The organism is bacterium (genome assembly GCA_021372535.1).
Lineage (GTDB): Bacteria > Latescibacterota > Latescibacteria > Latescibacterales > Latescibacteraceae > JAFGMP01.
Genome location: JAJFUH010000170.1, coordinates 18,456 through 43,383 on the forward strand (window position 1 = coordinate 18,456; position 24,928 = coordinate 43,383).

The 24,928-nt window shown below is 46.6% G+C and carries 15 protein-coding genes and 1 tRNA gene; 10 read left to right on the forward strand and 6 right to left on the reverse strand.

Annotated features, from left to right (window positions below; translation table 11 throughout):
• Positions 1 to 15: 15 nt before the first annotated feature.
• From LLG96_14880 to LLG96_14900, 5 genes are all read right to left on the reverse strand, one after another.
• Entirely contained in the window at positions 16 to 1,620 is a 1,605-nt protein-coding gene (locus LLG96_14880) for a DUF362 domain-containing protein (protein ID MCE5251496.1), read from the reverse strand.
• A 116-nt stretch (positions 1,621 to 1,736) separates the two neighbouring features.
• Entirely contained in the window at positions 1,737 to 2,513 is a 777-nt protein-coding gene (locus LLG96_14885) for a Mut7-C ubiquitin/RNAse domain-containing protein (GenBank protein ID MCE5251497.1), read from the reverse strand.
• A gap of 273 nt (positions 2,514 to 2,786) precedes the next feature.
• The gene (locus LLG96_14890; protein ID MCE5251498.1) at positions 2,787 to 3,479 is read right to left on the reverse strand and encodes a ComF family protein; all 693 of its coding nucleotides are present in this window, start codon (positions 3,477 to 3,479) and stop codon (positions 2,787 to 2,789) included.
• A gap of 4 nt (positions 3,480 to 3,483) precedes the next feature.
• The gene (locus tag LLG96_14895) at positions 3,484 to 5,040 is read right to left on the reverse strand and encodes a hypothetical protein (GenBank protein MCE5251499.1); all 1,557 of its coding nucleotides are present in this window, start codon (positions 5,038 to 5,040) and stop codon (positions 3,484 to 3,486) included.
• Positions 5,041 to 5,076: 36 nt separating this feature from the next.
• Positions 5,077 to 7,170 (reverse strand): B12-binding domain-containing radical SAM protein, encoded by a 2,094-nt coding sequence (locus LLG96_14900; GenBank protein ID MCE5251500.1) that lies wholly within the window; start codon positions 7,168 to 7,170, stop codon positions 5,077 to 5,079.
• A gap of 288 nt (positions 7,171 to 7,458) precedes the next feature.
• Between LLG96_14900 and LLG96_14905 the strand changes: the two genes are divergently transcribed.
• The 7 genes from LLG96_14905 (at position 7,459) to LLG96_14935 (ending at position 15,525) form a co-directional block, all read left to right on the forward strand.
• A complete protein-coding gene (locus tag LLG96_14905; GenBank protein MCE5251501.1) occupies positions 7,459 to 8,457 on the forward strand; it encodes a DctP family TRAP transporter solute-binding subunit in 999 nt (332 codons plus the stop codon).
• Between the two features lie 182 nt (positions 8,458 to 8,639).
• The gene (locus tag LLG96_14910; protein ID MCE5251502.1) at positions 8,640 to 9,098 is read left to right on the forward strand and encodes a TRAP transporter small permease; all 459 of its coding nucleotides are present in this window, start codon (positions 8,640 to 8,642) and stop codon (positions 9,096 to 9,098) included.
• Between the two features lies 1 nt (position 9,099).
• Positions 9,100 to 10,392 (forward strand): TRAP transporter large permease, encoded by a 1,293-nt coding sequence (locus LLG96_14915; protein ID MCE5251503.1) that lies wholly within the window; start codon positions 9,100 to 9,102, stop codon positions 10,390 to 10,392.
• Positions 10,393 to 10,656: 264 nt separating this feature from the next.
• The gene (locus LLG96_14920) at positions 10,657 to 12,123 is read left to right on the forward strand and encodes an SUMF1/EgtB/PvdO family nonheme iron enzyme (protein ID MCE5251504.1); all 1,467 of its coding nucleotides are present in this window, start codon (positions 10,657 to 10,659) and stop codon (positions 12,121 to 12,123) included.
• Between the two features lie 111 nt (positions 12,124 to 12,234).
• Positions 12,235 to 13,953, forward strand: a complete 1,719-nt coding sequence (gene polX, locus LLG96_14925; GenBank protein ID MCE5251505.1) for a DNA polymerase/3'-5' exonuclease PolX — start codon at positions 12,235 to 12,237, stop codon at positions 13,951 to 13,953.
• Between the two features lie 52 nt (positions 13,954 to 14,005).
• A tRNA-Glu gene (locus LLG96_14930) sits at positions 14,006 to 14,081 on the forward strand.
• A 268-nt stretch (positions 14,082 to 14,349) separates the two neighbouring features.
• Complete coding sequence (locus LLG96_14935; protein MCE5251506.1) at positions 14,350 to 15,525, forward strand: hypothetical protein; 1,176 nt, start codon at positions 14,350 to 14,352, stop codon at positions 15,523 to 15,525.
• 219 nt (positions 15,526 to 15,744) lie between these two features.
• On the opposite strand, the gene LLG96_14940 is transcribed toward LLG96_14935, so the two are convergent.
• A complete protein-coding gene (locus tag LLG96_14940) occupies positions 15,745 to 17,247 on the reverse strand; it encodes a hypothetical protein (protein ID MCE5251507.1) in 1,503 nt (500 codons plus the stop codon).
• 1,014 nt (positions 17,248 to 18,261) lie between these two features.
• Here LLG96_14940 and LLG96_14945 point away from each other — a divergent pair.
• From LLG96_14945 to LLG96_14955, 3 genes are all read left to right on the forward strand, one after another.
• The gene (locus LLG96_14945) at positions 18,262 to 20,058 is read left to right on the forward strand and encodes a T9SS type A sorting domain-containing protein (protein ID MCE5251508.1); all 1,797 of its coding nucleotides are present in this window, start codon (positions 18,262 to 18,264) and stop codon (positions 20,056 to 20,058) included.
• A gap of 832 nt (positions 20,059 to 20,890) precedes the next feature.
• Positions 20,891 to 23,818, forward strand: a complete 2,928-nt coding sequence (locus LLG96_14950) for a hypothetical protein (protein MCE5251509.1) — start codon at positions 20,891 to 20,893, stop codon at positions 23,816 to 23,818.
• A 108-nt stretch (positions 23,819 to 23,926) separates the two neighbouring features.
• The gene (locus LLG96_14955) at positions 23,927 to 24,358 is read left to right on the forward strand and encodes a hypothetical protein (protein ID MCE5251510.1); all 432 of its coding nucleotides are present in this window, start codon (positions 23,927 to 23,929) and stop codon (positions 24,356 to 24,358) included.
• Positions 24,359 to 24,928: the final 570 nt, after the last annotated feature.

The following is a 24,928-nucleotide window of genomic DNA, read 5'->3' on the forward strand; positions in this document are numbered from 1 at the left end:
GCCGGTAGTAATAGGCTAAACAGTGATGCTGATCTGTTTCGTCTCCGAAAAACTGCCCGCTTTTAACTGGTAATAATAGGTACCCGAAGCGGCTTTTGCGATATTCCATCCGGCCATGTGGTAGCCCGCTTCACATGCGCCGTCCACAAGCACCGCAATGGATTGTTTTTTCCCGTTGAGGACTTCGAGACGGACGTTCTGTTTCTGCGGTACATCGTATGCTATGCACACATACGGGTATGAGGCGTTCGGGATATTCTGATACAGAACCCGTGCGCCGGGAGACTGCGGCAGAGGTGTTTTCTGCTGTCTGACTTTTGAGTAATCGAACGGCTCGTTGCACATATGGAACCGCGGCTCGGTCATGTTATTATAGTTTTTCTGGAGGTAGTATGTCAGAAGTTCCGTCCGCTTGAAACTATCGAGCGGAGTCAGAACCGCGCCTTCGGTTTTCCAGTCATATACAGGGATGATTCTCGGGTCGAGCACATTGAGCATACCGCGTTCCATGGCAAGGTGGAAAAGCCCGAAATTCCCGGGTTCATGGCCGGCGAGCCAATGGCCGATGATATCGGTCTTGATCGGGTCCATACCGAAAACGATGATATTCGACATGAAATCCATCACCGTATTGTTTTCATGTGGTCCGCCGTTGAAACCATCACCGTCCCTGCCGACAATGCCCTCGACAACACAGAGTCCCATGGGGGAAGCCGAGAGGTTGTCGAGTGTCCGTGTCGCCCAGATGTCCATCCATTGACCGCCGCTGTTTTTGTCTGCACGCTCCCAGCGGGGGATGCCGGCTGCAACATGGCGTTTGTAGTTTTCATCGAGTGTCTTCTCAACGTCTTTAGTGATGTGGTCCTTATCGAGCTTTCTCAGAGCACCGAGCTGTCCGCAGAACTGCTGGTAATGATGGGCGATGCTGCCCTGGTGGTTTTTGCAACAGAGGGTTATGCCCATGCCATGCGCCTTGAATTTCGAAATATTGAGCAGCCACGAATCTTTCGTGTTGATTGGATAGAGGTAAGGAAATTTCGTGTGAATGACACCCTTGGGGACATCGACCCAGTTGATGTCCTCGGATCTGAGTTTGCTTACTTCGGGGCTTAAATCCCGTATATCGGCCCCTGTCCGGTCTGCCATGGCGAAAAATCCCTGTGCTTTCCAGTCTTCGGGGCAGTTGACTTCCCTGATATAAAACTGGCTGCCGGAAAGCCCGAGTTCCTTCATGCCCTCGATGACGCCCTCGGTAAAATCAACGTCAGTGTTGACCGTCATGCTGTAATCGTAAGAATACTTTGGGCTTCCTGATTGACAGCAGGTAAGGTTCGGTTTGATGGGAATCTTGTGAGTGACAGGGATACCCTTGTCACGCTTCGGGACCATCACAGAACGGGAGAAATCCAGTCCCACCTGTTTTTTTGCTGCTGAATTGGTTTTTACATCCACATTGGTTCGCATGATGAATACCGCTTCGGGATGCGCCTCCACAAACGGATGGACGCCGAAAAATCCCGCGGATGTCTGTGCCCGTGCGCCAAAGGAATGCAGTGGTTTCAACAGTTCGATACCGCCAGCGGCGGCAGTCAGCTTCAGAAACTCTCTCCGTGAAAACATGGAAACTCCCTTGCAGTTGAGTATTGTAATAGTTTATACAAAATATTAAGGTATTTTCTTATCTGAACCATTTTTTACATACAGGACTCTATTCGTAATTTCAGTATTTAAATTTACTACAAATATGGTGCCTGAGAAATTTCTTTTTTCACATCTTCAACGAATTCTTCCATTTTTTTGAAATGAGAACCCTTCCAGAAGACTTTTCCGCATGACGAGCACCGGAAGAACTCATCATAGTAACGTCTCGTGTTCGGCTCCAATATGTCGATTACCGATTCTTTCGGTACCTCTTCCACAATTCCATTACATGAAATGCACCGTGAAAACGGCTGTATATATGCATGGAGGTCGAGACGTCTTATAACTTCATGTACCTGCTTTTCAGAATGCTGCGACCTGATCCAGTATCCATGGGTGACCTCGTTCATTTTCAGGAGCGAGACATCACGTGTCAGTATTATCCGATGGTGCTCACGCGCAATTCCGACAATTTCCGGGTCGGTATACGAATTATCGTACAGTGCGTCAAATCCAAGCATTCTCAGGCACCTTGCAAGCTTTCCGAGATGAACATCCAGGATGAATCGCGGCTCACGAAGTGGTTTTGCGCGGAGGCGGATCACCGGTGAGATATCCATACTTTCGAATACGGGATACACCGAAACACAGTTGCCGTCCTGAAGGTGGTACAAAAATGAAACAGAATTTCCATCAACAAGGATGAGGTCGATCTCGGTATGGGGAACGCCGATAGCTTCGATTGCATCCTTGACCGAGGGATTTCCTTCAAAGAGATAGGGAAACTGTGTTTTCCTCACCGGCCGGGGAAGAAAATCGTTGAGCTCTTCATAGAACCGGAAATGGGCTGTTTTTGCCGTTGCTGTATTCATGATTGAGTGGTGTTACTCGAAAAATCCTCCGTATTTAGGGATTTATAATGTTGGGTAATGGAACAGGATGCTTATTTCCATGCTCCGGAAAGAAAAAATCTCACTGGTTCATCGTTGTGCACATGAAAAAATACTTTTCAGCGCCTTCATATGCTGTATGACGGGATATGATTCATAAAAGTTTCAGAAAATTATCATCATGACGATATCAGGGCAGGAATCGGGGTGAAATGGAATGCCGTAATAATACAAAAAACCGTGGATGAAATACACCTACTCGTTTCCCGGATCGGGAGTGGCGAGCACGCAGACCGTAATCCTGCCTGCGCCGCCTTCACTGAGCGCGCGGGCGCACTCTGCGATGGTGGAGCCGGTCGTCAGCACATCGTCGATGAGAATGACATCACGGCCGGACAGGGACCTGCCGCCGCAGAAGACAAATGCATTCCGGACATTCTCGGCACGTTTGGAATGGTCGAGCGCAGTCTGGGTATCGGTTTTCCGGGCCCGTTTCAAAATATCAGTTCGTATCTCATGGCCGGAAAACGATGAGATTCCACGGGCGATATGCTCGCTCTGGTTATACCCTCTTTCCTTGAACCGGTCGGGATGGAGAGGAACAGGAACGAGAAGCGCATTTTCGCCGACAGGATTCTGTGCTGTGGCTTTCCGGGCCAGAAGCTCACCCATGACAAGACCTATGGACGGCATCCCGTGATATTTCAGGGAGTGAACGATACGGCGGCACGAACCATCATAGGGGAGGAGAATGACAAAATCTGTCACATGTTCCATGGCGCGGGGCGGAGCAGCGTAATGGAATGCCCTTTCCGTGAACGATTCGATACAGTCGGGGCAGATGATCCCGCCGGTAATCATTGCGGATTCGCAGGAGGGGCAAACCGGCGGGAACAGGAAATCTTTCAGGGAATGGTAAATCTCAAGAACAGCCGACCGGCCATTCATGATCTTATCTCACCTTCATGACCGTCTCGATTCCCACAAAACGGTTTTTGTCGAGACCGCCCTTTTCGTTCGGGGTGAACGTATACCGTGTATCCCATACGATCATGAGCGATGGAGCAATCTCGAAGCCGATACGGGTTCCGTACATCGTGTTTTCGGTGTAATCGAGGAGGTTATACCGGTCCATATCGACGTATGTGTTATAGAAATAGGCTTCGGCAAGCGAGATTTTGGGAATCTGCTGAAGCACGCGGTCGAGGACATTCACAACCCCGGTGAGGTCCTGGTACTGTCTGTCGCCGGTCATGTACTGATAGGTTGCGCGGGCGCTTACCATATCGAAGAAGTTATATCCCGCCATGCCATACATACCGTTAAGGGTCTCGTCCGGGAGAAAATCCTCTTTTGTTCTCGGTGATGCGCCTACCAGCACGACACGTTCATGTTCGTAAAGGTTGTCAAAGTAATTCGGGCGGAAACGGCCCTCGAAGTGACGGTACTCGATACGGCCTTTGAAACGCTGCACGAGGAGCTGGAGACCGGGAAAGGCTGTTCCCCATCCGCCATCAATATTTTCATCCCCGGTGTGAATCTTTGCATACTGGCCGTACAAATCCAGGTTTACCGGTCCTTCAAGCAAAGGCAGCCCGGCATCAAACCCGTAAACCGAGACGCCGTTCTTGTGCTTCTTGATATTGAGGGGATCGCTGTAGGTCACATTATTGTCAAAGCCTTTATTGCCTGCGTTGTCGCTCCACCATGCATCGGTAAAGTTATCCCCGTCGGCGTCCGGATCGACGAATGTTTTTACGCCGTTATCGATCGTATAATCTGTTAAGCCGTCATGGTCGGTATCGATCCAGAGATGTCTGTTATTGGGGAATCCATCCTGAAAATCAGGGTAACCGTCATTATCCGAATCCTTCAGTCCGGCGAACTGATTGATGTCTCTGACAAACGTTCCGCCGATGGTGAGCCTGCTGATGATTCCCATCTCCATGGGTTTGAGAGGCCGTGCAGTGACTCTGCCCCCCACAACTGCGCCTTTGTTTTTCAGGTCGCCGAAGGAATTCACCATGCCATGAAAACCGATACCGAATGTGCCGACATCTCTCACCGCGAAATCGAGGCCGACCTTCTTGTCGGCGGGATAGTTGAGCGTGTTGCGGTACCCGTCCATGATAAGACCGTACCCGAGCGTGACATCGTCGAGCGCGCCTGCCCGGGCATATATCTGGTCGAGCGGTTTGCCGTATCGTACGTAGTAGATTTTACGGAGGATTGTATCCCATACCCTGTTTTTATTGGAAAAATCCCATCCTTCGTCCGAAATTTTTCCTTTTTCGTCGATGAAAACTTCAATATCGAGGCCAACACCGAACTTCCCGATGGGTACATCGGGGCGGAATGAAAACCGCTGCCATTGAACGCCACCCATGGTAACTGTGCCGTAGCCGGCCTGGATGGTCATTTTCTGTGAAACCTCTTCCTGCGCGGAAATCAACGGAGTATTAAGAAAAGCGAGGAATGTTACAGCGATAGCGATCCAAGAAGGTTTCATGGCTGTTCCTTTCCCGGGGCGTTGATTTTGATTTTTTCAGAATGTACGGTTCATGACATGAAAGGCGAATGAAAGACTCAGACGGAAGTCTCTCAGTGCAATCAAAATGATTTTCGGAATCGAGAACGTGAAAGGCACAATTCTCCGATGTCTGAGCCGCTCGAGGGTAAGCGACCAGAACAGAGTTATCTTACGGCGCCGTGCAACCTGCTTGATCGAAAAATTTTCCACCTGCTGGATGACATTGGTAAGATAAGGTGAAAACATGGTCGGGCTTTGAGAATCGTGCTTTTTCGATGTCAGACGATCAAAATAGAGGTTCATTTCCCCGATAAGCATGTTAAAGCGTTTTTTGGCAGAGCCCCTGAGAATCGCGCCATCATAGTAATCGAGGATTTTGCTTTTAAGGGAGGTAACAAATACGTGCATTTCTTCGTTGTTTTTGATTTTATTGAAACGATTTTTAGCCTCGGCCAGATATGCGGTAAAATCGGCTACGAACTTGAATGTCGGATCATCGGGTTTACGGGTGAGCAGCCACAGCTCCTGAAGCTCGAAGAAAAACGCTATCCGTTTTTTGAGACCGCCAAGCAGTTCACGTATCCGCCTCATCTGGAACGCACCCCAGGGCATGACAGGAGTCCCCGGGCGGATGTTGGTGCGGTGTTTTCTTCTTACGAATCCCGCGACCATCGGATGACGCGGTTCGAGCAGGCTGTTTTTATACCACATTATGTTCTGAAATATATTCCAGTATGCTTTACTGCCGGAGCGTATCAGTATTTTTTTGAGGTTTTCAAAGCTGTAGAACGATTGCCATGCCTCATTGTATGTTGCAACCCATTCCTCACGGCTCATGAGCGGGTGATTCATGGATGGATGAAACGAGTCATATGTGTTGAGATCGGGGTCCATGTATTCACCGGCAACCACCATGTCGTAATGGTCCTTTGATCCGGGAAGCGGGGTGAGCATGAAAAACGAAGCCTGATCCACCTTGATGTCATTCTTAAGCCTGCGGATATCTTCGCGAACAGATTCCGGTGTGTCATAGGGGAAACCGATAATATACCCGACATGGGTCATGACACCTGAATTATGCCATGCCTCGATGAATTCCGCATAGTTATCGACATTGTTCTGTTTTTTACCGACAGCCTCGATATTTTTAGGATTGAGGCTTTCCATCCCGATAAATACCTGCGTGCATCCGGCGCGCGCGGCCTTTTCAACAAAATTCCTGATGGTATGGGATTTCATATCGACCTGCATCAGGAACGAGATTTTCAATCCATCTTCCTCAATGAATTTGATTATGCCGTCGAAAATCTTTTCCCATTCGGGATTACGCGAAAAATTATCATCGGTGAAAAAATAGCTGTTTATACCATTCTGATAATTCTGACTTATGGTTGCAAGGACTCTTTCGGCGGAACGGTGCCGCATTTTATGCCCTTGTACATTGATGACGGTACAGAAGGAACACCCGAAGGGACATCCCCGCGAACAGTCGAGCGTGCCGAGATGAGGTATTGCGAAACGATTCATGTACGAGGAATCGGGCCGGGGTATGTGCATCTGTGAAAAATCGGGGAATTCGTCCATGCGGTAGAGGGATTTTTCTTTACCCTGCACTACATCGAATAAAATCTGTTCCCAGCGGTTTTCCGCCTCGCCGTGGACAATGGTGACCCCAATGTCCATGAGTTCCTGAATTTCCGGTGTCGGTTCACCGAACATTGAAATGATACCGCTCACATGGAATCCCCCGATGAGGGTTTTTATCCCGAGCGATGTCAGTTTTTTCGCAATATCCGATGCGCGGGGAAACTGGTTTGACTGGACGCCTACAATTGCGGCGATAACCCGGTTTGAACCTTTGTTTTTTCTGGCAAGACGTTCGAACGGAATGACATCGATGACTTCATCGAACAGCTTTATCGATATATCTATGTTTTTTTCTTTTTTCCAGCGGTCGACAAATTCGAGGGTGATGCTGCGCATGCATGCAAGCGTGTTGCACGGCAGAACACCGCGTAAATAACGAATGACATAGCCCTCTTCATCATATCGCGAAGGATTGATGAAGAGCATAGTTAGAGATTGTGGAGTTTGCGTGGTTTTTTCCATTCTGTTTTAAATTCGTGCCTTCATCATTAATTAAACGCTTAATGACGCGCAATGGTGACTGAATATTTGTAAGAATTTTTTTAATTAAATCCAATATAACAATCTATACCTTTTTTCAATAATAAGCAAGGACAATCTGGGAAGCTTACATATCGGCAGGCCGTTCTTTTATACACTTGCATTATTTCACCTTTTAAAGCACTTTATAGACAGGTATTTTATACCGGCTGTTTCAACACGGTTGATTCGGGTTGATACTCTCGGCGTTTCGATAATTGAGGAAGGACAATGCGAAGAAACATTTTCATCCTGATTATGGTATGCTGTATAATCGTTATTATTTCCTGCAGAGACGGGGGCGAAGGGCCACGTGAATTGAAGCTGAGCCTTATTTTGGGGAATACTTCGGACTGGTACCGTGGAGCGGCACGGTTTGCCGAGCTCGTCGGGGAGCGAACCGGGGGTGCTTACAAAATCAGGATTTTTCCTCATGCCCAGCTCGCGGGGCAGGTTCAGCGCACGGAACTGGAAATGGTGCAGTCGGGTGTTATCGACATGTCTCTCGAATCAACCATACTCCTGTCCCTCATCGAAAGACGGATGAGTGTTTTCAGCATGCCCTGGTTATTTGATGATTACGAAGAGGTCAACCGTGTTCTCGATGGCCCGCTCGGGAAGGAAATACTCGGCCTGCTCCCCGAAAAGAGAATCATGGGGCTTGCCTATGGCGCCAACGGTTTCAGGCAGGTTACCAATTCGAGGAATCCGATCCGTACTCCCGAGGATATAGCAGCCATGAAAATCAGGGTTCCGGGAATCAGAATGTATATCGATATTTTCAAGCTTCTCGGCGCCGATCCCTCTTCGATGAACTTCGGGGAACTGTTTACCGCGCTTGCGCAGAAAACCATGGATGGCCAGGAAAATCCCGTATCGGTTATTTTTTCGTCGCGGCTCTATGAGGTGCAGCGGTATCTCACCATGTGGAATTATTCGTACGATCCGGTCATCCTCTGCGTAAACAAGCGCCTCTGGGATTCTCTGTCGCCTGAAACCCGCGAGATTTTCACCCGGTGCGCACAGGACGCGATGCGGTACGAACGGGGCATCGTGGCTGATGGCGAACCCGCGATCATCGATTCGCTGAAAGCGAAAGGAATGGAGATAAATTCCCTCACGCCTGATGCAATCGCCCAATTCAGGAAGCTGGCCGAGCCATTGTATGCCGAATTCGCCCGTGAGACCGGAAACGATCTGGTGAAACGGTTTCGGGACGCGGTAAAATGAATACGCGGCCATGAAAGTCGTTTATCACGGGGGGGGGGAACTTTCCCCGAATTATTAATCGGGGATCGGCACTTCGTGCCGACCCTTGACAGCTTATATCCACGTAAGTGGTATTTATAACAATGCGTTAAAGTGAGTTTTGGGTTATTTCGGTTCTGATTTTTGTGTCGAATGGCGGAATTATGAAAAAAAACATGCTTGTCGAAGAACTGTTTATCGCGGTTCTCCTCATGGTCATGGTGCTCCTGGTCGTTGCTCAGGTCTTCAGCCGTTATGTGTTCCATACTTCCATCTCCTACACCGAAGAGCTGGTGCGATACGGTTTTGTATGGGCGACATTTTTCGGTATCGCTGCTGCGGCATACCGTGACAGGCACCTTTCGATTTCCATTTCCGATCAGTATGCTCCACGGCGGCTTGTGAGATGGTCGCGGTTCGGTGCCGGATTGCTCGCGTCTCTATTCGCTGCGGTTATTCTCGTTTATGGTGTACGGGTTGTTCTGCTTCAGGCAGAGACCCATCAAACCACAGCGGCGCTCGGCATTCCCATGTGGATTGTCGGTCTTGCAGTACCGGTATCGGCGGTTGTTCTTGTTATCCGGCTTGTTCTTGTTTTTCTGAAGGGGAGGGGAGCGGCATAACATGGAATGGCGGATAGCACTGCTCCTCTTCGGGTCGTTTGCGGTCATGCTTCTGGTCGATTTTCCGATTGCTCTCGCGCTGGGACTTTCGAGCCTCATCACCATTGCGGCTTTTTCGCTGGTACCCCTCGATTTTCTGCCGCAGCTCATGTTCGGAACGGCGGATTCCTTTACATTGCTTGCGATTCCGTTTTTCATTTTTGCGGGCCTGGTTCTCGGGCGAACATCAATTGCGCGAAGGCTTATTGACCTTGCCGGGCGCCTGGTAGGGGATTTTCCCGGAGGGCTGGGCATAGTCGGTATCATTACCGCGGTCTTTTTCGCCGGGATTTCGGGTTCGGGCCCTGCAGATGTGGCAGCTCTCGGACTTGTACTGATTCCGGCCATGAATCTCCGGGGATACGACAGGGATTTTTCATCGGCGCTTGTTGCTACGGCTGGTGGAATCGGTATTATCGTTCCGCCTTCCATCGCTTTGATCATATATGGTTTCATCGCCGAGGTTTCCATTACAAAACTTTTTATTGCCGGAATAATTCCCGGAATTATCGTGGCCTGCTCACTCAGTATCGTAACGTATGGTATATCCCGACGGAGAGGGTATCAGGTTCATGGGCGGAAGCAGGAGAAAATGAGGCTCCGCACCGCTTTCAAACGGGCGTTCTGGGGTTTGCTTGCTCCGGTGATCATTCTCGGCGGCATATACGGCGGCATATTCACTCCAACCGAAGCGGCTGCGGTCGCTGTTGTATACAGCATCGCCGTCGACATGTTTATCTACCGGTCGATGAAGCCCGGAGACATTATCAGGGTTGCCGGTGAAGCCGGGATAACATCATCGGTAATCATGTCGATCGTGGTCACGGCGAGTCTTTTTGCCTGGATTCTCAATACCCAGGGAATAGCGCAGAAGAGTGCTTTTTATCTTGTTTCGCTCACGAAAAATCCTGTACTTCTTCTGATTATCATAAACGCGGTTTTGATTGCAGCGGGAATGATACTCGATGCGATTTCGATATTTTATATCTTTCTGCCGATTTTACTGCCGGTCATACGGTCTCTCGGTGTGGATCCCATCCATTTCGGAATTATAATGACGGTGAATCTTGCAATCGGCCAGGTTACTCCTCCGGTCGGGGTAAATCTGGTCGCAGCGTCCGGGGTGTCCGATACGAGTATTAAACGTATTTCACGGGCGGCGCTTCCGTTGATTATTGGTGAGTGTTGCGCCCTTCTGCTGGTGACGTTTATACCGAAACTTTCACTGGTATTGCCAAATTTTTTTTTAAAGTGAAATAATGTTTGCATGTCAAAGAGAAATTTGTATTTTAAACCAATAAGGAGCGCAATTTATTAATTAATACCCTAAAATAATAAAATACGTTCTTGACAGACTTTTAACCTTATACTATACTTATATTGATTCTATATTGGATGTGAGGGAATAGTATATTGTTTTTTAAGTGAATGCGGTGAAAAGGGTATGTTCGTTTTCACAGCGCGGAATGGTTTATATCGTTAATTAAAAATAAGTCATTACTGATTATGGAGGAAGCCAATGATTCGTAGGGCCGCGATTTTCCTTTTAGTCCTTCCGTTCATTTTCGCGGTTGTATCATGCTCCAAAGATAGTTCCAGTTCAAAAGACTCCGGACCATCTGATGTATCCATTGTGAATCCGTGGGATGATACAACCAGAGATGGTGTAGTAAATGTTACGGTATCGGCTGTTGATGATGATGAAATTGAACGTGTGGAGCTTTTTGTTGCAGGATCTCTGTACGGAACAGACACAAAAGAACCATATGAATTTCAGTGGGACATGGGGCCTCTGACAGATGGCTCATCCACATCCATCTATGCCATTGCTGTGGACGGATATGGAAATGAAACAAGCTCCAAGGTTGTGACGGTTACCAAAGGTGTCAATGCTGTCCCTGAAGTAACGCTTACAAGTCCTGCAAATGGAGCGAGTGTGCTTCAGGATAAACCCATTACCTGTACCGGCACTGCAAAAGACAAAGAGGACGGTGATCTTGGACCGTCGAATATCACGTGGAGTTCAAGCCTTCAGGGTTCTCTGAAGCTTGATGCGAACAATCAGTTCACGGGACTGGCGATCGGGGAACATGTAATAACCATGACCGCGACCGATTCCGATGGTGTTTCAGGATCAGTCAGCGTTAAAGTCAAGGTTGAAGAGAATAAATCCAACAATTTTGCTTACATACCTGCCGGGTCATACTATATAGGTCAACCGGCATATAAAAAGAGCCTTGTTACATTAACCCATTCTTTCTGGATTGCAAAAACTGAAATGACTGTCGGTGAGTGGCTTGAAGCAGATGCTCTTGTATTCGGAAAAGATCTCAAGAAAAATTTCACCGATAAAAGAAATAAAGAGCTGGCGACACTCTATGTGCAGGTATATGATGGCAGCTGGACAGATTATCCTGCCGAATTTCTTACCTATAAAGAAGTTATTGCTGTCTGCAATGCCATGAGTGACAGAGATGGCCTCACTCCGGCGTATGATGTGCAGAGTAAGTCGATTACTTTTATCAAGGACGCCAATGGCTGGAGGCTGCCGACAGAAGCCGAGTGGGAAGTCGCAGCCCGCGGCGGACTGATGGGCAAGAAATTTCCATGGGGTGACGGCGCTCCGAACGGTATGTGTAATTCAATGTCTGAACAGAACCTGCCGTCTCCGATGCCGCTCGTAAACGGCAGAGGACCGGTACCCGTAAAATCCTATCAGCCCAACGCTTATGGAATCTATGATATGTCGGGGAATGTTGCCGAGATGTGCTCTGACATGTTTGTAGGCAGTGTCCCCAACGGTATTGATCCTATTGGAATCACCCAGGAAAAACTGCCGCGGTATACGGTAAAAGGGGGAACATGGTACGGGTTCGGCGAAGAACAAATGATCTGTGCTCGTGTTCTTTCGATGCCATATAACGATAAAGATAAAGATGGTTACAATTCAGGTTTCGGATTACGTGTTGTCCGTAACGTTGAATAAATGATATCTGAATAATCGAAGCGGGGGATAGAACGATATCCCCCGCTTTTTTTTGCCCTTTTTGCCACATATATATTAAACGGATATCAGCGGTGTTGAGGGAGCAGGATATTGGAAAACAGGGAAATTGCCGGGATTCTGGAGCATATTGGTCTTCTTCTGGAGATCAAAGGGGAAAATCCGTTCAAATCCCGTGCCTACTACAATGCCGCACGAACCATAAGCAGGCTGCCGTTCAGCGTGAAAAATGCCGCTTCTCAGGATGAATTGAAGAATATCAAAGGTATCGGAGAGGCGCTGGCAAAAAAGATATTTGAATTGCTGTCAACTGGCTCTCTGGAGTATCTCGTCAATCTCGAATCCGAAATACCGCCCGGTGTGATGGATATGCTGCAGATTCCCGGCCTGGGAGCGAAAAAGATTCACAGGATTGTCAACGAGCTCGGGATTGTCTCTGTCGGTGAGCTCGAATATGCATGCCGTGAGAACAGAATCAGGCTTCTCGATGGTTTCGGAAAAAAATCCCAGGAAAAGATTTTGAATGGTATCGCATTTGCCCAACGTTTCAAGGGCAGCATACTGTATGCCGGCGCGGAAACTATCGCGAAGGAAATCGTATCAGCTCTGCAATCCGTATCAGGCGTTGTCCGGGTCAGCACCGTCGGTTCGTTAAGAAGATGTATGGAAACGGTGAGAAGCCTGGATTTTCTTGTGGCAGTTGATAAAGCACCTGTCGAAAAGATTGTTGAAAGCATTGAATCTCTTACGGTAATATCAAAAACTCTCAACCGGGGAAAAGAATCGGTTTCTGTCGAATATTCTAAAGGATTCACCGGCACTATTCTCATAGTCGGAACGGAAATGTTTCCGTTTGCTCTCCTCTGGAATACCGGTTCGGAACAGTTTATCACGAGTCTTTGTGCGCATGTAAAAGAAATAGGCTTCGATATCCGTGAGCAGGGGATATACCGGGATGGTGCTGCCCTACAGTTCGCAGAAGAAAACGAGCTGTTCGATGTATTCGGCATGGAATACATTCCGCCGGAACTCAGGGAAAATAACGGTGAAATCGAGATGGCGCTGAAACACCGTTTACCGGAACTCATCCGTCAGGAGGACTTGTGCGGGATATTCCATGTTCATACGGTGTGGTCGGATGGCTCCGATACGATAACGGGCATGGCGGAAGCCGCACATGGCATGGGAATGCGCTATATCGGAATTTCCGATCATTCCGCGAGCGCAGGCTATGCCGGCGGACTTTCGGTCGAGCGGGTTAAAGCGCAGTGGGAGGAAATCGATTCGTTACGGGATCGTGATCCCGGTATATATATTTTCAAGGGAATCGAATCGGATATCAGGGTGGACGGTACTCTTGACTATCCCGATGAGATACTCGAAGGCTTCGATTTTGTCATCGCTTCGATCCATTCAAGATTCACCATGGATGAGGATATGGCTACCGAACGTATCATACGGGCGATATCTCATCCTTCTGTGACAATGCTGGGGCATCCCACCGGCAGACTGCTCCTGGCCCGGGAGGGATATCCTGTCGATATGGAGCGAATTCTCGATGCCTGCGCCCGTAACGATGTCGTGATCGAGCTCAATGCAAATCCGCACCGTCTTGATCTGGACTGGCGCTTTTTGAAAACGGCGGCATCGCGGGGGGTAATGATAAGCATAAATCCCGATGCGCATGATGTTTCCATGCTGTCTCATATACGGTTCGGGATTAATGTCGCCCGCAAGGGATGGATTACGAAAGAGTCAGTTTTCAACGCCGGGACCCTTGAAAAGGTCAAAAATCATTTTAAACGATATTAAATGACTTGTGTAAGTCGGGATTTTTTTTTATTTTTACAGCGGACAATACGGCGGCTCATTCGTCTAGTGGCCCAGGACGCTGGCCTCTCACGCCGGAAACAGGGGTTCAATTCCCCTATGAGCTACCATAAAAAATAACAAGGACTTATGGCGATAATATAAGTCCTGTTTTTTTTATTATTGTGAGTAATCCAGCCGCATTTCCACTTTGTACCCATTTTATCAGAGAATTTCCGTCTTTCTCGGGGTAACAACTCCCTGACAGCTTCCTTTTATAGTAATTTCTTTCCTTGATTGTATACGCTATAGAGCGTTTTAATAGCTTCCATGGCCATTTTGGTGTATTTTATTTTATACCTTATTAACGGATATACTCTAATTGAAAAGGAGAGTGTTATGGACAAAAAACATTCGCGCCGCAGTTTTTTCGGGACGGCAGCGGCTGCTGGTGGAGCGGCGCTCGCTTCGACTCCTGTGGCACGGGCGCAGGTGAAACGTAAACCATCGACTGTCGAGTTAATCCAGGTCGGCGCCGCCTGCCTGAGCGATAACAGCCACATGAATTACAGCATATGGGCGCCGATGATCAACCAGACCGAGCCCGACCGCTGGCCCATGGGGCGGACCACACGGATGCGTATTACCCACTGCTGGGACCGTGACTATAAAGTGGCGCAGGAATTCGCGAAAAAATATCAGTGCGAAGCGGTTAAAAATTACTACGATATGACGGACAAGGTGGATGGGATGATTTTCGCGGGTTTCAACGAAGTAAAATGGTGGCCGCAGCTCTCGAAACCTTATCTTGAGGCGGGTGTTCCCTGTTTCCTCAACCGTCCGTTCGCCTACAGCATGCGCGACGCCATGGAGATTGTCGAGCGTTCGAAACAATACAACACACCGATTGTGTGCACCGACGAGCGCGAATTCATCCAGCAGACCAACATCGGCCGTAAAAAAGTCGCCGAGCTTCTCAAGAACGGATTCACCATCTCAGGCGCGAATGGCGACAATTCTGCGGGAAACGAGTATCCCCAGCACGGCGTGCACGGCCTTTATTTCATGCTCGCCATCCTCGGACTCGATGTGGCTAAGGCGGGGCTGCAGGCGGACGGCTGGTGGCGCGAAGTGACCAAAACCGCCCTCAAAGCTCAGACCTGGGCACAGATCACACTCCAGTACCGCGGTATCAAGGTTGAGGGAGTGGGGGAGCAGACCACGCCCTTTGTTTGTTCACAGCATCAGACCGGATCCTCCGGCGATGCGAGCATGCGGGTGTATTATAACGGCCCGTTCCGCGCCTACTGGGATGTTGAGCACCCATGGACGACCGGCTGGGAGCGGATGTACTACCTCTTTTTCCCGACAATTCTCGCGATGCAGCACCTGTTCGAGACACGGACAATGCAGTGGAGCTACGACTACATCCTCAAGAAGACGCGGATTTTTCTCACTGCGTTCAAATCGCACCTCGAACACGAGGGCGCAATGATCGATGTGGACAGCCTGCCCGACAACTGGGAAGCGCCATGCCCGTACCCCGACTGGCTTGACAAGGCGATGTTCAGGTAAATGAAACGGCGAGGTAAGCGGAAAGGTTTGTGGATCATAAAACGGAAAAATGAGCCGCAAAACCTTTTGTGATCATTGCTCCGGCGGATAAAAACTGAGATCGATGATGTCATGCCGAAGTTGTGTCGGCACCAATTCTCAAGTAGAAAAGGCCTGGTGAAAACCGGGCCTTTTCTACTTGCCTCAGGGTGAGCGTCAAATGCCCATTCGCCATTTTTACTACGGTCTTTCTTCCGGCGGAATTTCCACCACCAGAATTGCCGGATGCCCGAAAGCGTTCCCCTTGCCGCAGAATTCGCCGTTCATGGCGAACACCAGGAAGGAGCCGTCATTGGAGATGTTCATGCCGTAGACCTCGCCCATGAAATAGCCGTACTTGTCGAAATAGTAATCCTGCAGCCAGCAGAGAGCCTTTTTCTTACCGGTCTTTACATCGTACTGGACAATGGGAGCATCGCCCTTGGGGTAATAGTAGACATACCGGCCGGAGGGGTCAAGCGCCAGCTGGAGGACATCGCGGCCTTTGTCCCAGGTGGTTCCTGCCGATTCGACGAGCGGGTTTTGATATGCCTTGTAGGGCTTTTCCCAGCCGACATCCTCTCCGGGAACTCCGGGCATGGCGGTGGGATTACGGAGGGGCTTGAATTTAAAGAACACACCGTTCTGGGTAGTCATGTAGTACCAGCCGTCCATTGCCGGACTGTCAGTGAAACCGCGGGTACAGTCCACCTTATGGGTATACGGATTTTCCGGCGGAGATACATCGTAACGGAGGAACCGGTTGAACTCCGGGTCATAGCTGAGGAATTGAGTCTTGTCGTGCCCGGGAAGCAGCTTCCGGCTCGATCCCTCCACACTCCAGAAAATGCCTGTTTCCTCATCGAGAAACATTGTCCGATCCCACCAGACCCAGCCCTCGGGCGGGCAGCCGGCATAGAGTACCTTTTTTCCGATGGTATCCCAGCAAAGGATGGTTCCGAAATCGCCGTTCGCCACCATCCTGCCCCGACGAGTGTCCACGTTGAAGCATGGATAATTGGAAGGCGCCATGGGATTACCCCAGTTCTTAGCTTCATGGGTGAAAATGTTATAACTCAGGAGCCAGCTCCCCCGAAAACCATTGGCGTACCAGGAAGAATCCGGGATAGCGCCAAAGTGCGTAGCTGCCCAGAGGGTGCCGTCAGGCATGATTCTCATATACCCGTGGATTTTGCCGTCGGTGTAAGTCTTGTCTGTCCAGCCAAGAAGTTTTGAGACATCCAATACCCGGTGCAGAAGGTTGCGGGCAGGGCAGTACTCGTAGAGGTTCAGCTGGCAGCCCATGCCCTTATGGTCTCCCACGGAGAAGTAGAAGCGGTTGTCTTCGCTGCGGGTCACATGGCCCCAGATTGCCCAGCCTGCCATATACTGCACTCCCTCATCGGTGAAGTATTCGGGTTTCATGTCCGGGACGATACGGAGTTTGCAGGTGGGAGAGACTTTCGCAACAATATACTCACCCGCCGGTTTTTCCTTTGCATCGGCGGGAAGCTGGAGAAATTTGTCCGAATTGTCTACCACAAAATCGGTTTTCTCGCGAAGTTTCATTTTATCGAACCGGGCGTTCTGCTCCATGCGCTGCTTTTCCTTCGCGGCATGCTCCTGGGCGGAAGCCAGAGAGGGTAAAAGAAAGGCGGCACAAAGGAGGATCATGATGCAGGTCATTCTGTACGGGGTAAACATTGGAATCTCCTTTCCAACCGGAACTATGAGGAATCGAACTCCAGAGTACTTTCGGTTTCAATTTCCACTGGTAACAGAATAGAATCGGGTGACGCAATTTTTTACGAATATATCATGAGGCACCCTGAAAGCAAGCATTTTTCGTAGCCTATGGTTCAATCGCCCCTTGATGAAAGCATTCTCCTGCCTGCTGAAATCTCACAACCTGATCAGCCGAAGTGAAAAACAGTATCGAAAAACACGGCACAACAGGAGAATCACAGTAGAGTGTGAGTTTGGCAGACTGAAAGATGAGTTTTGGAGGAGAAGTGTTTTGAGTGTTGGCCGATTGCTGGAATAAGTTTACATAAGTACAGTTATTAATGTTTTTTTAGTCGCTCAATTGTAAAAAATTGTACAATATGGAAAAATTCTTACAATTTAAATAATTCTTACAATTTATGATATGGGATACATTTGTTGAAAATTAGTAATTTTTTCCGCTAAAACAGTTGATGATTTTAAACTTTAACGATCTGTTATTTTTTAGATTACCGATGTTAAAAAATTATGTCTGTAATTTTTAAAAGATGCTCATATGATACTGATCAGTATATTTGAGTTTTATATATAACAAATAAATATAAAAAATCATAATAGCCATAAATACATGTATTAAAGATATATATATATTATAAGTAAATTCAATATAAATGTTATTGGCGTTTATTATATTATATACTAAAGTATATCATCTGTTAAGTGTATAGGAATTTAAAAATATTTAGAGTTTTAAATACATTTTAAGGAAGAAACTATTTTTTTTACAAAAAATTTCAAAAAAAAGTTGCTTTTTGTGAAACCCCAAATATATTTCCTTTAATTACTTGCATTTGGTGCAGTAAAATTCATTACCGGGGAGCAATCCCACAAACAATTTATAAGGGGGGATGTGCATGAAACATATCTTTAAATCATGAGTTTTTTTGAAATCGACGGTTGAATGACATCTACGGTAAGAATTCGGAGGAAAGAATGAAAAAACTTTTTTTAACAATAGCATTAATGCTGATTATACCGACAATGGTATTAGCTATCGATTTTTCCCCCACGGTATTGCGGCTTTCGGCTCCCGAAACAGTACAATATGATTTTGACGGGAAAAACATTGAGATTCCCATTACAGTCAGCGGAGTACCTGCCCGTACGCAATTCCTTGTATACACCAAGGATAAAGGCGAGTCGGTAGGCGCAGTTCGTAACGGTTATCTCGGATGGCACTACGTCCATAATATTGACACCTGTGTTTATTTATCGGAACCATATGATTTTGATACTGGCAAAAATACTATCACATGGAACGGTAAAAACGATGACGGAGCTATGGTTCCGGCTGGTGACTATACATACTATCTTTGGGCATTTGATTTCTCGTCGGCAAAGCAGAGAGTTTGTCCAGGCGCTGATGCCAATGGAGGCAGAACTTTTGATATAGAACGTAACAAACTCACTTACCTTGAAAAAGATGAGTCCGGTCAGGTTCTTGTCCGTCCTGTTCTCTATAATTTCAGCGGTGGGAACTCTTCAGTAGCATATAAATGGATTCTTGGTGGAGACCCTCTCGATAATACTCTTCTGGAATCCACCGATTTCGGTATACCCAAAGAATGGTGTTACAGATCACCCTTTATGGGAGCATTCAATCCCACCGATCATAGTACGACGTATGTATCCTTTACCCATACCGAAACTCGTTCGCATGTTGTATACAAGTACAAATGGGTACCGAACGGTCTTTCGGAAAAAGATGATAAATGGGGAACAGATCTTGTATGGACTCATAATATCGAGGCCAACTCAGGAATAGTGACGGATGGCGATTATCTGTATATGGATACTTGTAACATCAGGGTGTCCGATCCTAATTCACATTTTTATATCATGGACTTCGATGGAACCGAAGTTGAGAACTTTCTGCTCGAATGGTGGATCAAGCCCGATGAGTATACCAAAGACGTCGGCGCGGCGCCCTATCTGAATGGCGGTCCTCAGTGGACGGATATTCGTGGTGATAGAGTATTCATGGGATATTGGTTCTGCATGTTCCAGATGGTCAATCCAAAGCTGTATCTTGAAACCGGAGATATGGATGATTTCACCATGTATTGCAATATGAACGGTGACTATATCAATGACCGTCAGTATCAGACAGATGCTGAAACCCCATGGGTTTGTTTCGGCGAAGGAGCTCCGAACGTTTCCACAGTATACTCAGATGCCCTTTACTTCGTCGCAACACCCCAGGATGGTATGGGTGCTGTTTCTTTTTGCGTAATGGGTCCCGATGGCACCGGATTGGGTTATTGTACCTTTGCGGGTGAAACCGCCGGCAATAAGAGAGGTGTCATGTTTATTGATTCCGGTTCAGCCTTTGATGGTATCTATACCGATAACAATTCTGCTCAGACCACGGAAACAGGCTTTATTTCTGGTTTGTTTTATGTAGGCCACGATTCAATCAAGGGAACGATTACCAATTCTTCTGTTATGGTTGAGGAAAATAAACCGGCCGCATTCACAGTCGAACAGAATTCGCCGAATCCATTCAACCCGACTACATCGATAAACTTCACCATCGCTGAAGCCGGTAATGTTTCTGTTGATGTGTTCAATGTAGCTGGCCAGAAGGTTGACACGCTTGTCAACGGCTTCATGGGTGCCGGCACGCATTCGGTTGTATGGGATGCTTCCCGGTTCTCCGCCGGTGTTTATTTCTACACGGTAAAGACTGGAAATTTATCACAGACCATGAAGATGACGTTGCTGAAGTAATAATTTTCAAACAGAATGTAAATAAAGCCCGGTATGGCAGCACTCCGGGCTTTATTTACTCAATTTCCCGGTTTGTGAATCCGTAACTGATTCAAAGGTATTTACATGGTTAATTATTCTATGAAAAATTGAGTTATGCTTTTTTACATGATATCATAATGACTGTCATGCCTTAATGGTTAGGGCATCTGTGTTTCTATCATATTCGTATGTTAAATCACCGGTGTAATGATTAAAATCTGCATGATGATAAATGAATATATTATATATTGATAATATACCTTTGCAGATGGTTTAAACTCATATGCAATCCGATTATGGTAATACCATTAAGTCGTTGAAATAATTCTCTCCAGTGAGGTTTTTATAGAAATCAGGATTTTTGGATTACATCCCCTTTTGCCTTCACGCAGTGACACGCGCAGCGTGGCGAGCTGGATATTCTTTTTCCCCGGGGAGGCAGGAAAAACAGTGGTGCAGAAATATTCCTTGCTCCTTTCGTGCAAATGTGGCAGAGGAAATTGAACTGTCAATTTTTAAAAAACTGTATAATAATTTGTCTGAATGGTTCAAATAATATGAAAAACATGCCTATGTAATCGATAATGTTATGAAACACTTTAAAAGAATAAAATCTGATGTAGCTATGGAATGTTATTACGAAAAATAATCATTTTAATATATAAGCACCTACTTAGACATCAAGGATCGTACCATGAAAAGAACAGTTATTTGCGTTGTGTTGTTTTGCGTGAGTTTTTGTTTTTCGGGAAAGTTACAGTCGCAAAATATGTATGATTTACACAAATATACTGAAAGACAATGGATGAGCATGACAACGGAACAACGGTTAGCTGCCCTGGGAACCAGTCTCGAGTATGCTCCCAGCCAGACCTTTCTGGGTAATTTCGGCCAGAATTACGAAAAATACAACAAGTGGGGTTATGATTTCTATGAAATGAATGATCGGTATGAGAATTATTCTTTTCGTGGAATGGAAACCTATAATGTCATTGAACAGCGCAGATTGAGATGGTCGTACAACGAGTTCGGCGACCGTATTACAAAAATGAACCATACTGGTAGAGTATGGGGAGAAACATACCTTGGTGACGGAACGTTTTATGTGGATCCTCCGGAGAATTATATTAATTCAATGGCAACATATAATATTGACGGGGTCTGGCTGGCAAGGGAAGCCACGGAAGACTGGAACGTCTCGGTTGTCGGAGCAGGGGCTATACGTAAAAAATTTACACCTCTTACCATGAGTCTTCCCAACATCAACGGCATGTCGATTGAGTTTGAGTCCCCGAAAACAAAAGTGAGTTTCATCAACAGTTCGCTTCTCGGTGACAACAGTGTTTATCTTGGCAGAAAAGCAGAGCAGTCGGATCTTTCCAAGTATGGCGGTTTGCTTTTGCGGGGCGGTAGTATGAGGAGGAAATTTGGGGTTTTGACACTCGGCGCGACTTACGTAAACCAGTACTCAGTCCAAGGAAACCGGGAAGGGGGAGACGATTGGTTCGGTACGGTCAATAACTTCACTCCGACTCCTATAATTGTGGCAATGCGTTTCCTGGACGACTCTCCGAATGATGGTGAGGGGGGAGCGGTGATTTACCAGGTCCGTCTTAAAGTGAACGGTCGCTACCGTGAGGATATTATCCCGAAAATTTTCAAGGACAGTGTAAAATTGGATCGTACAACATCGATAACAAGTCTCTTGTATAACAAGTATCTGACTCCTCTGTCCGAAGCAATCCAGTACGGTCCCCCGATCGATCATCTGAATACACGGGAAAATATACCGAAATATGGTGATTATCTATACTACCTGGATTACATTCGCGGTAACAATATCAAAAAGGTTAATAACGATTTCAATCTCCAGAATGCCCAGAATAGTTTTGAAATACTCGACAATTCGAAATACCCCATTCATGCCAATGGTAACGATTCGGTTGTGTATTTTTTTGATCTTGCAAGTATAAAGGAAGTCGTTCAAAGTGTGGAAGCTGAAGTCACGGTGGCGAACGATTATCGGATTCAAACCTCTGAAATATTCTCGCAGGAAATAGCGGGTACTCATGACACATCAGGTGATATTGTCAAATGGTATCGGGCCCTGTACTGGAAAACCCTCGCACAGGCTGACGGAAACATAAAGGATGGTTCGAATGTTCGTACCATTAACCTGAAATTCGGTTTTCAGGTTGCTTCTGTCATGTATGGATTTGATGCCGATTTTAATTACTATGGTGTTAAAGTAAGCGGAGAGTTTGTTACAAACTCGAGTCATTATATGTTTCCGGATGGTCTGCCAGGCACTGGAGACCCGCAATACATCGTCCCGGGGCAGGCGCCTCGTGAAGGAGACCGCTGGACATTACGGGATACGGCGTATTATGTAACAGCGAAAAAAGACTGGAATAAAATCGGTTTCGGAGCCGAAGTCTTCAAAATGGGTAAATTTTACCGTCCCTACATGGATTATTACACCTCGACCGTTCAGGACAGATATATGTGGGATGCAGGTCAATGCGCGCCGCGTAATCATATTCTGAGGATTCCACTCATCGAGGATAACGATGACGACGATCAATATCCCGATACGGACTGGAGCCGTCGTACCATGGGATATAGTGTGTGGGCATTCGAGGATGCGGATGGCGTATTTCCGGGCAATGATAAAGATCATGACGGTTTACCGGATAATAATAAAAACAATAACTCGATACCCGATTACTCCGAACCTTTTCTCATGTTTGATTCAGATCCCGATGAATTTGTATTTGGTGATGATTTTAATAACAATCAGATTCCCGATTACCGTGAAGATGACATGAAGTTCGATACACCGTATGATCTTGACCGTAAAGGCTATCATGCATTTATGCGGTACAGCTTATTCCCGTCGCTGAACGCGACTGCGGGGAGAATGCGGACAAGGGGAGTAGGCCTTGATAACCGGACATTTAACGATTACATCAAACTGAATTTGGATTATAAAGTATTCTCTGTAGGAATAATTTCGGCGGAATACAGGTTTGAAAGAATCCAGGATGATATTTCTGATCCGTACCTCCGGGTTGAACTTACCCAGAAACAATGGTATTCTTCGGGCACAAGCAGTTCTTTCGAACGATTCCAAAGAAGCATGTATTACGATATGCTTGATTATAAAAACTCAAAAGTCCATAAACTCTACATCGATTCGAAAATCAGGGCAATTCCCTCAATTACCTTGGAGAACCTTGTCAAATATGAGGTTAACGGACAAATCAAGGGTGAATTATATGATGGTACATATCAGCAGAAAGACACAATCACGAATCTCAGTATGGTCAATAAAGTTGTCTATACGAAGCAATTTGGGGACTTTGTCTTTTCTCCGGGTATAAAATTCAGATTTTATAAAAGAGATCGTTCTTTATCAACATACCCATACGACCACTACCTGATGCGAATTCCTCTTGTTACACTGAAGTATATCATTTCACCGGTGACTGATATCATGGTCGGGTTCGAAGGATTCAAATACTTTGAATTGCGGGTCAGGGATTATGTCCAGCCGGACAACGATTTCAAACGCCAGTCTTTCATCGTACAGCTTCAAAACAAGACATCATATTTTGGATACAACGTATGGGCTTCAACAGGTTTTAAAGCAGACCAGGTCGATTATGACAGCACTACCCGTCAATTTGAGGAATCCAAAACTTCCACTGTATTTGTGAATGTCCTTGTCGGATGGTAATAAATATGAGTTTGCACATTGGATTGAATTCTTCGAAAACGATTCGATATACAAAATGCGGCTAACGGATTCCAATAACACTGAAAGTTTACCGATCTGCACAAGATAATGAAAATAAGCATTAATTGGATTATCACAAATTTAAGTATATTTATAATACCGATTGTTCGTGCAGAATATATTTATTCCGGAAATATTATAAATGATATTGAAAGACCCGTGGTGGGTGAAAAGGCAGCGCTCGAAGAGATCGATGCCGAATCACAGCCCGTCAGCACCCCTACGGACGCTTATGGTGTTTTTTCATTCGGCTTGAAAACGATTGCAGTCGAAGATAACACAACACCTTTCGAAATATGTGGTAACTTTCCGAATCCGTTTATTCCTCTGGCGAAAATTTTCTGCTGCCTTGGTTATCCTTTCTGCTTCGATCCCGGTGATAAAGCCTTAAAACAAATGAACGTTCCGGTTAATGATGTCCCTTTTGATAATGTGCTCTCCACGGCCGGATGGTTTTCATTCCAGGTGAAACTCTCATGACGGATTGTATAATAGGGGTGAATACGCATATGAATGGACATTGGACTGGATGGCAATGAAAAAAATCTTCATGATCGATTCGCTGATTGTAATACCCGCGGATGGATATACGAAAATCTGTCTTTGAGGCGCGGTTTACGGATGATTCCGCGGTGTAAAAAAATGCCGACAGAGCAGGTATGAGTTGATATGCAGCACTTTTCATGATAGTTGATTCGGGACTATTCGACATGTGTAAGAATAGATTGTACTGCTCGATGAGCGAATTCGGGAAAGCATATATCCGGGTTTCATATGGAACTTGTTGTTCACATCTCAGTTTAAAACCTGCGGAACTGCCATAAAACATCACATAGTATCGTTACTCGATTTATTAATGTTAGCTGTTTCGGGAGAAAATAACAAACATGAGAGAGAAGCGCCGGAAGAAAGCATTCATGATAGAATTGTTGTTAATATCACATTTTCCATCTATAACATGGGCGGTCAATGCGTCCGGACAATAAGCCCGGGGAAATGTGGCAGTGAAACCCGCTTTTTTGTTCGATATCTCCGGCTTTGCGGCAGGAC

What these genes read in the sequence shown, in the direction of transcription:
- LLG96_14880 (MCE5251496.1), bottom strand. Translation starts at nt 1,620, where the DNA reads ATGTTTTCACGGAGAGAGTTTCTGAAGCTGACTGCCGCCGCTGGCGGT.
- LLG96_14885 (MCE5251497.1), bottom strand. Translation starts at nt 2,513, where the DNA reads ATGAATACAGCAACGGCAAAAACAGCCCATTTCCGGTTCTATGAAGAG.
- LLG96_14890 (MCE5251498.1), bottom strand. Translation starts at nt 3,479, where the DNA reads ATGAATGGCCGGTCGGCTGTTCTTGAGATTTACCATTCCCTGAAAGAT.
- LLG96_14895 (MCE5251499.1), bottom strand. Translation starts at nt 5,040, where the DNA reads ATGAAACCTTCTTGGATCGCTATCGCTGTAACATTCCTCGCTTTTCTT.
- LLG96_14900 (MCE5251500.1), bottom strand. Translation starts at nt 7,170, where the DNA reads ATGGAAAAAACCACGCAAACTCCACAATCTCTAACTATGCTCTTCATC.
- LLG96_14905 (MCE5251501.1), top strand. Translation starts at nt 7,459, where the DNA reads ATGCGAAGAAACATTTTCATCCTGATTATGGTATGCTGTATAATCGTT.
- LLG96_14910 (MCE5251502.1), top strand. Translation starts at nt 8,640, where the DNA reads ATGAAAAAAAACATGCTTGTCGAAGAACTGTTTATCGCGGTTCTCCTC.
- LLG96_14915 (MCE5251503.1), top strand. Translation starts at nt 9,100, where the DNA reads ATGGAATGGCGGATAGCACTGCTCCTCTTCGGGTCGTTTGCGGTCATG.
- LLG96_14920 (MCE5251504.1), top strand. Translation starts at nt 10,657, where the DNA reads ATGATTCGTAGGGCCGCGATTTTCCTTTTAGTCCTTCCGTTCATTTTC.
- LLG96_14935 (MCE5251506.1), top strand. Translation starts at nt 14,350, where the DNA reads ATGGACAAAAAACATTCGCGCCGCAGTTTTTTCGGGACGGCAGCGGCT.
- LLG96_14940 (MCE5251507.1), bottom strand. Translation starts at nt 17,247, where the DNA reads ATGTTTACCCCGTACAGAATGACCTGCATCATGATCCTCCTTTGTGCC.
- LLG96_14945 (MCE5251508.1), top strand. Translation starts at nt 18,262, where the DNA reads ATGAAAAAACTTTTTTTAACAATAGCATTAATGCTGATTATACCGACA.
- LLG96_14950 (MCE5251509.1), top strand. Translation starts at nt 20,891, where the DNA reads ATGACAACGGAACAACGGTTAGCTGCCCTGGGAACCAGTCTCGAGTAT.
- LLG96_14955 (MCE5251510.1), top strand. Translation starts at nt 23,927, where the DNA reads ATGAAAATAAGCATTAATTGGATTATCACAAATTTAAGTATATTTATA.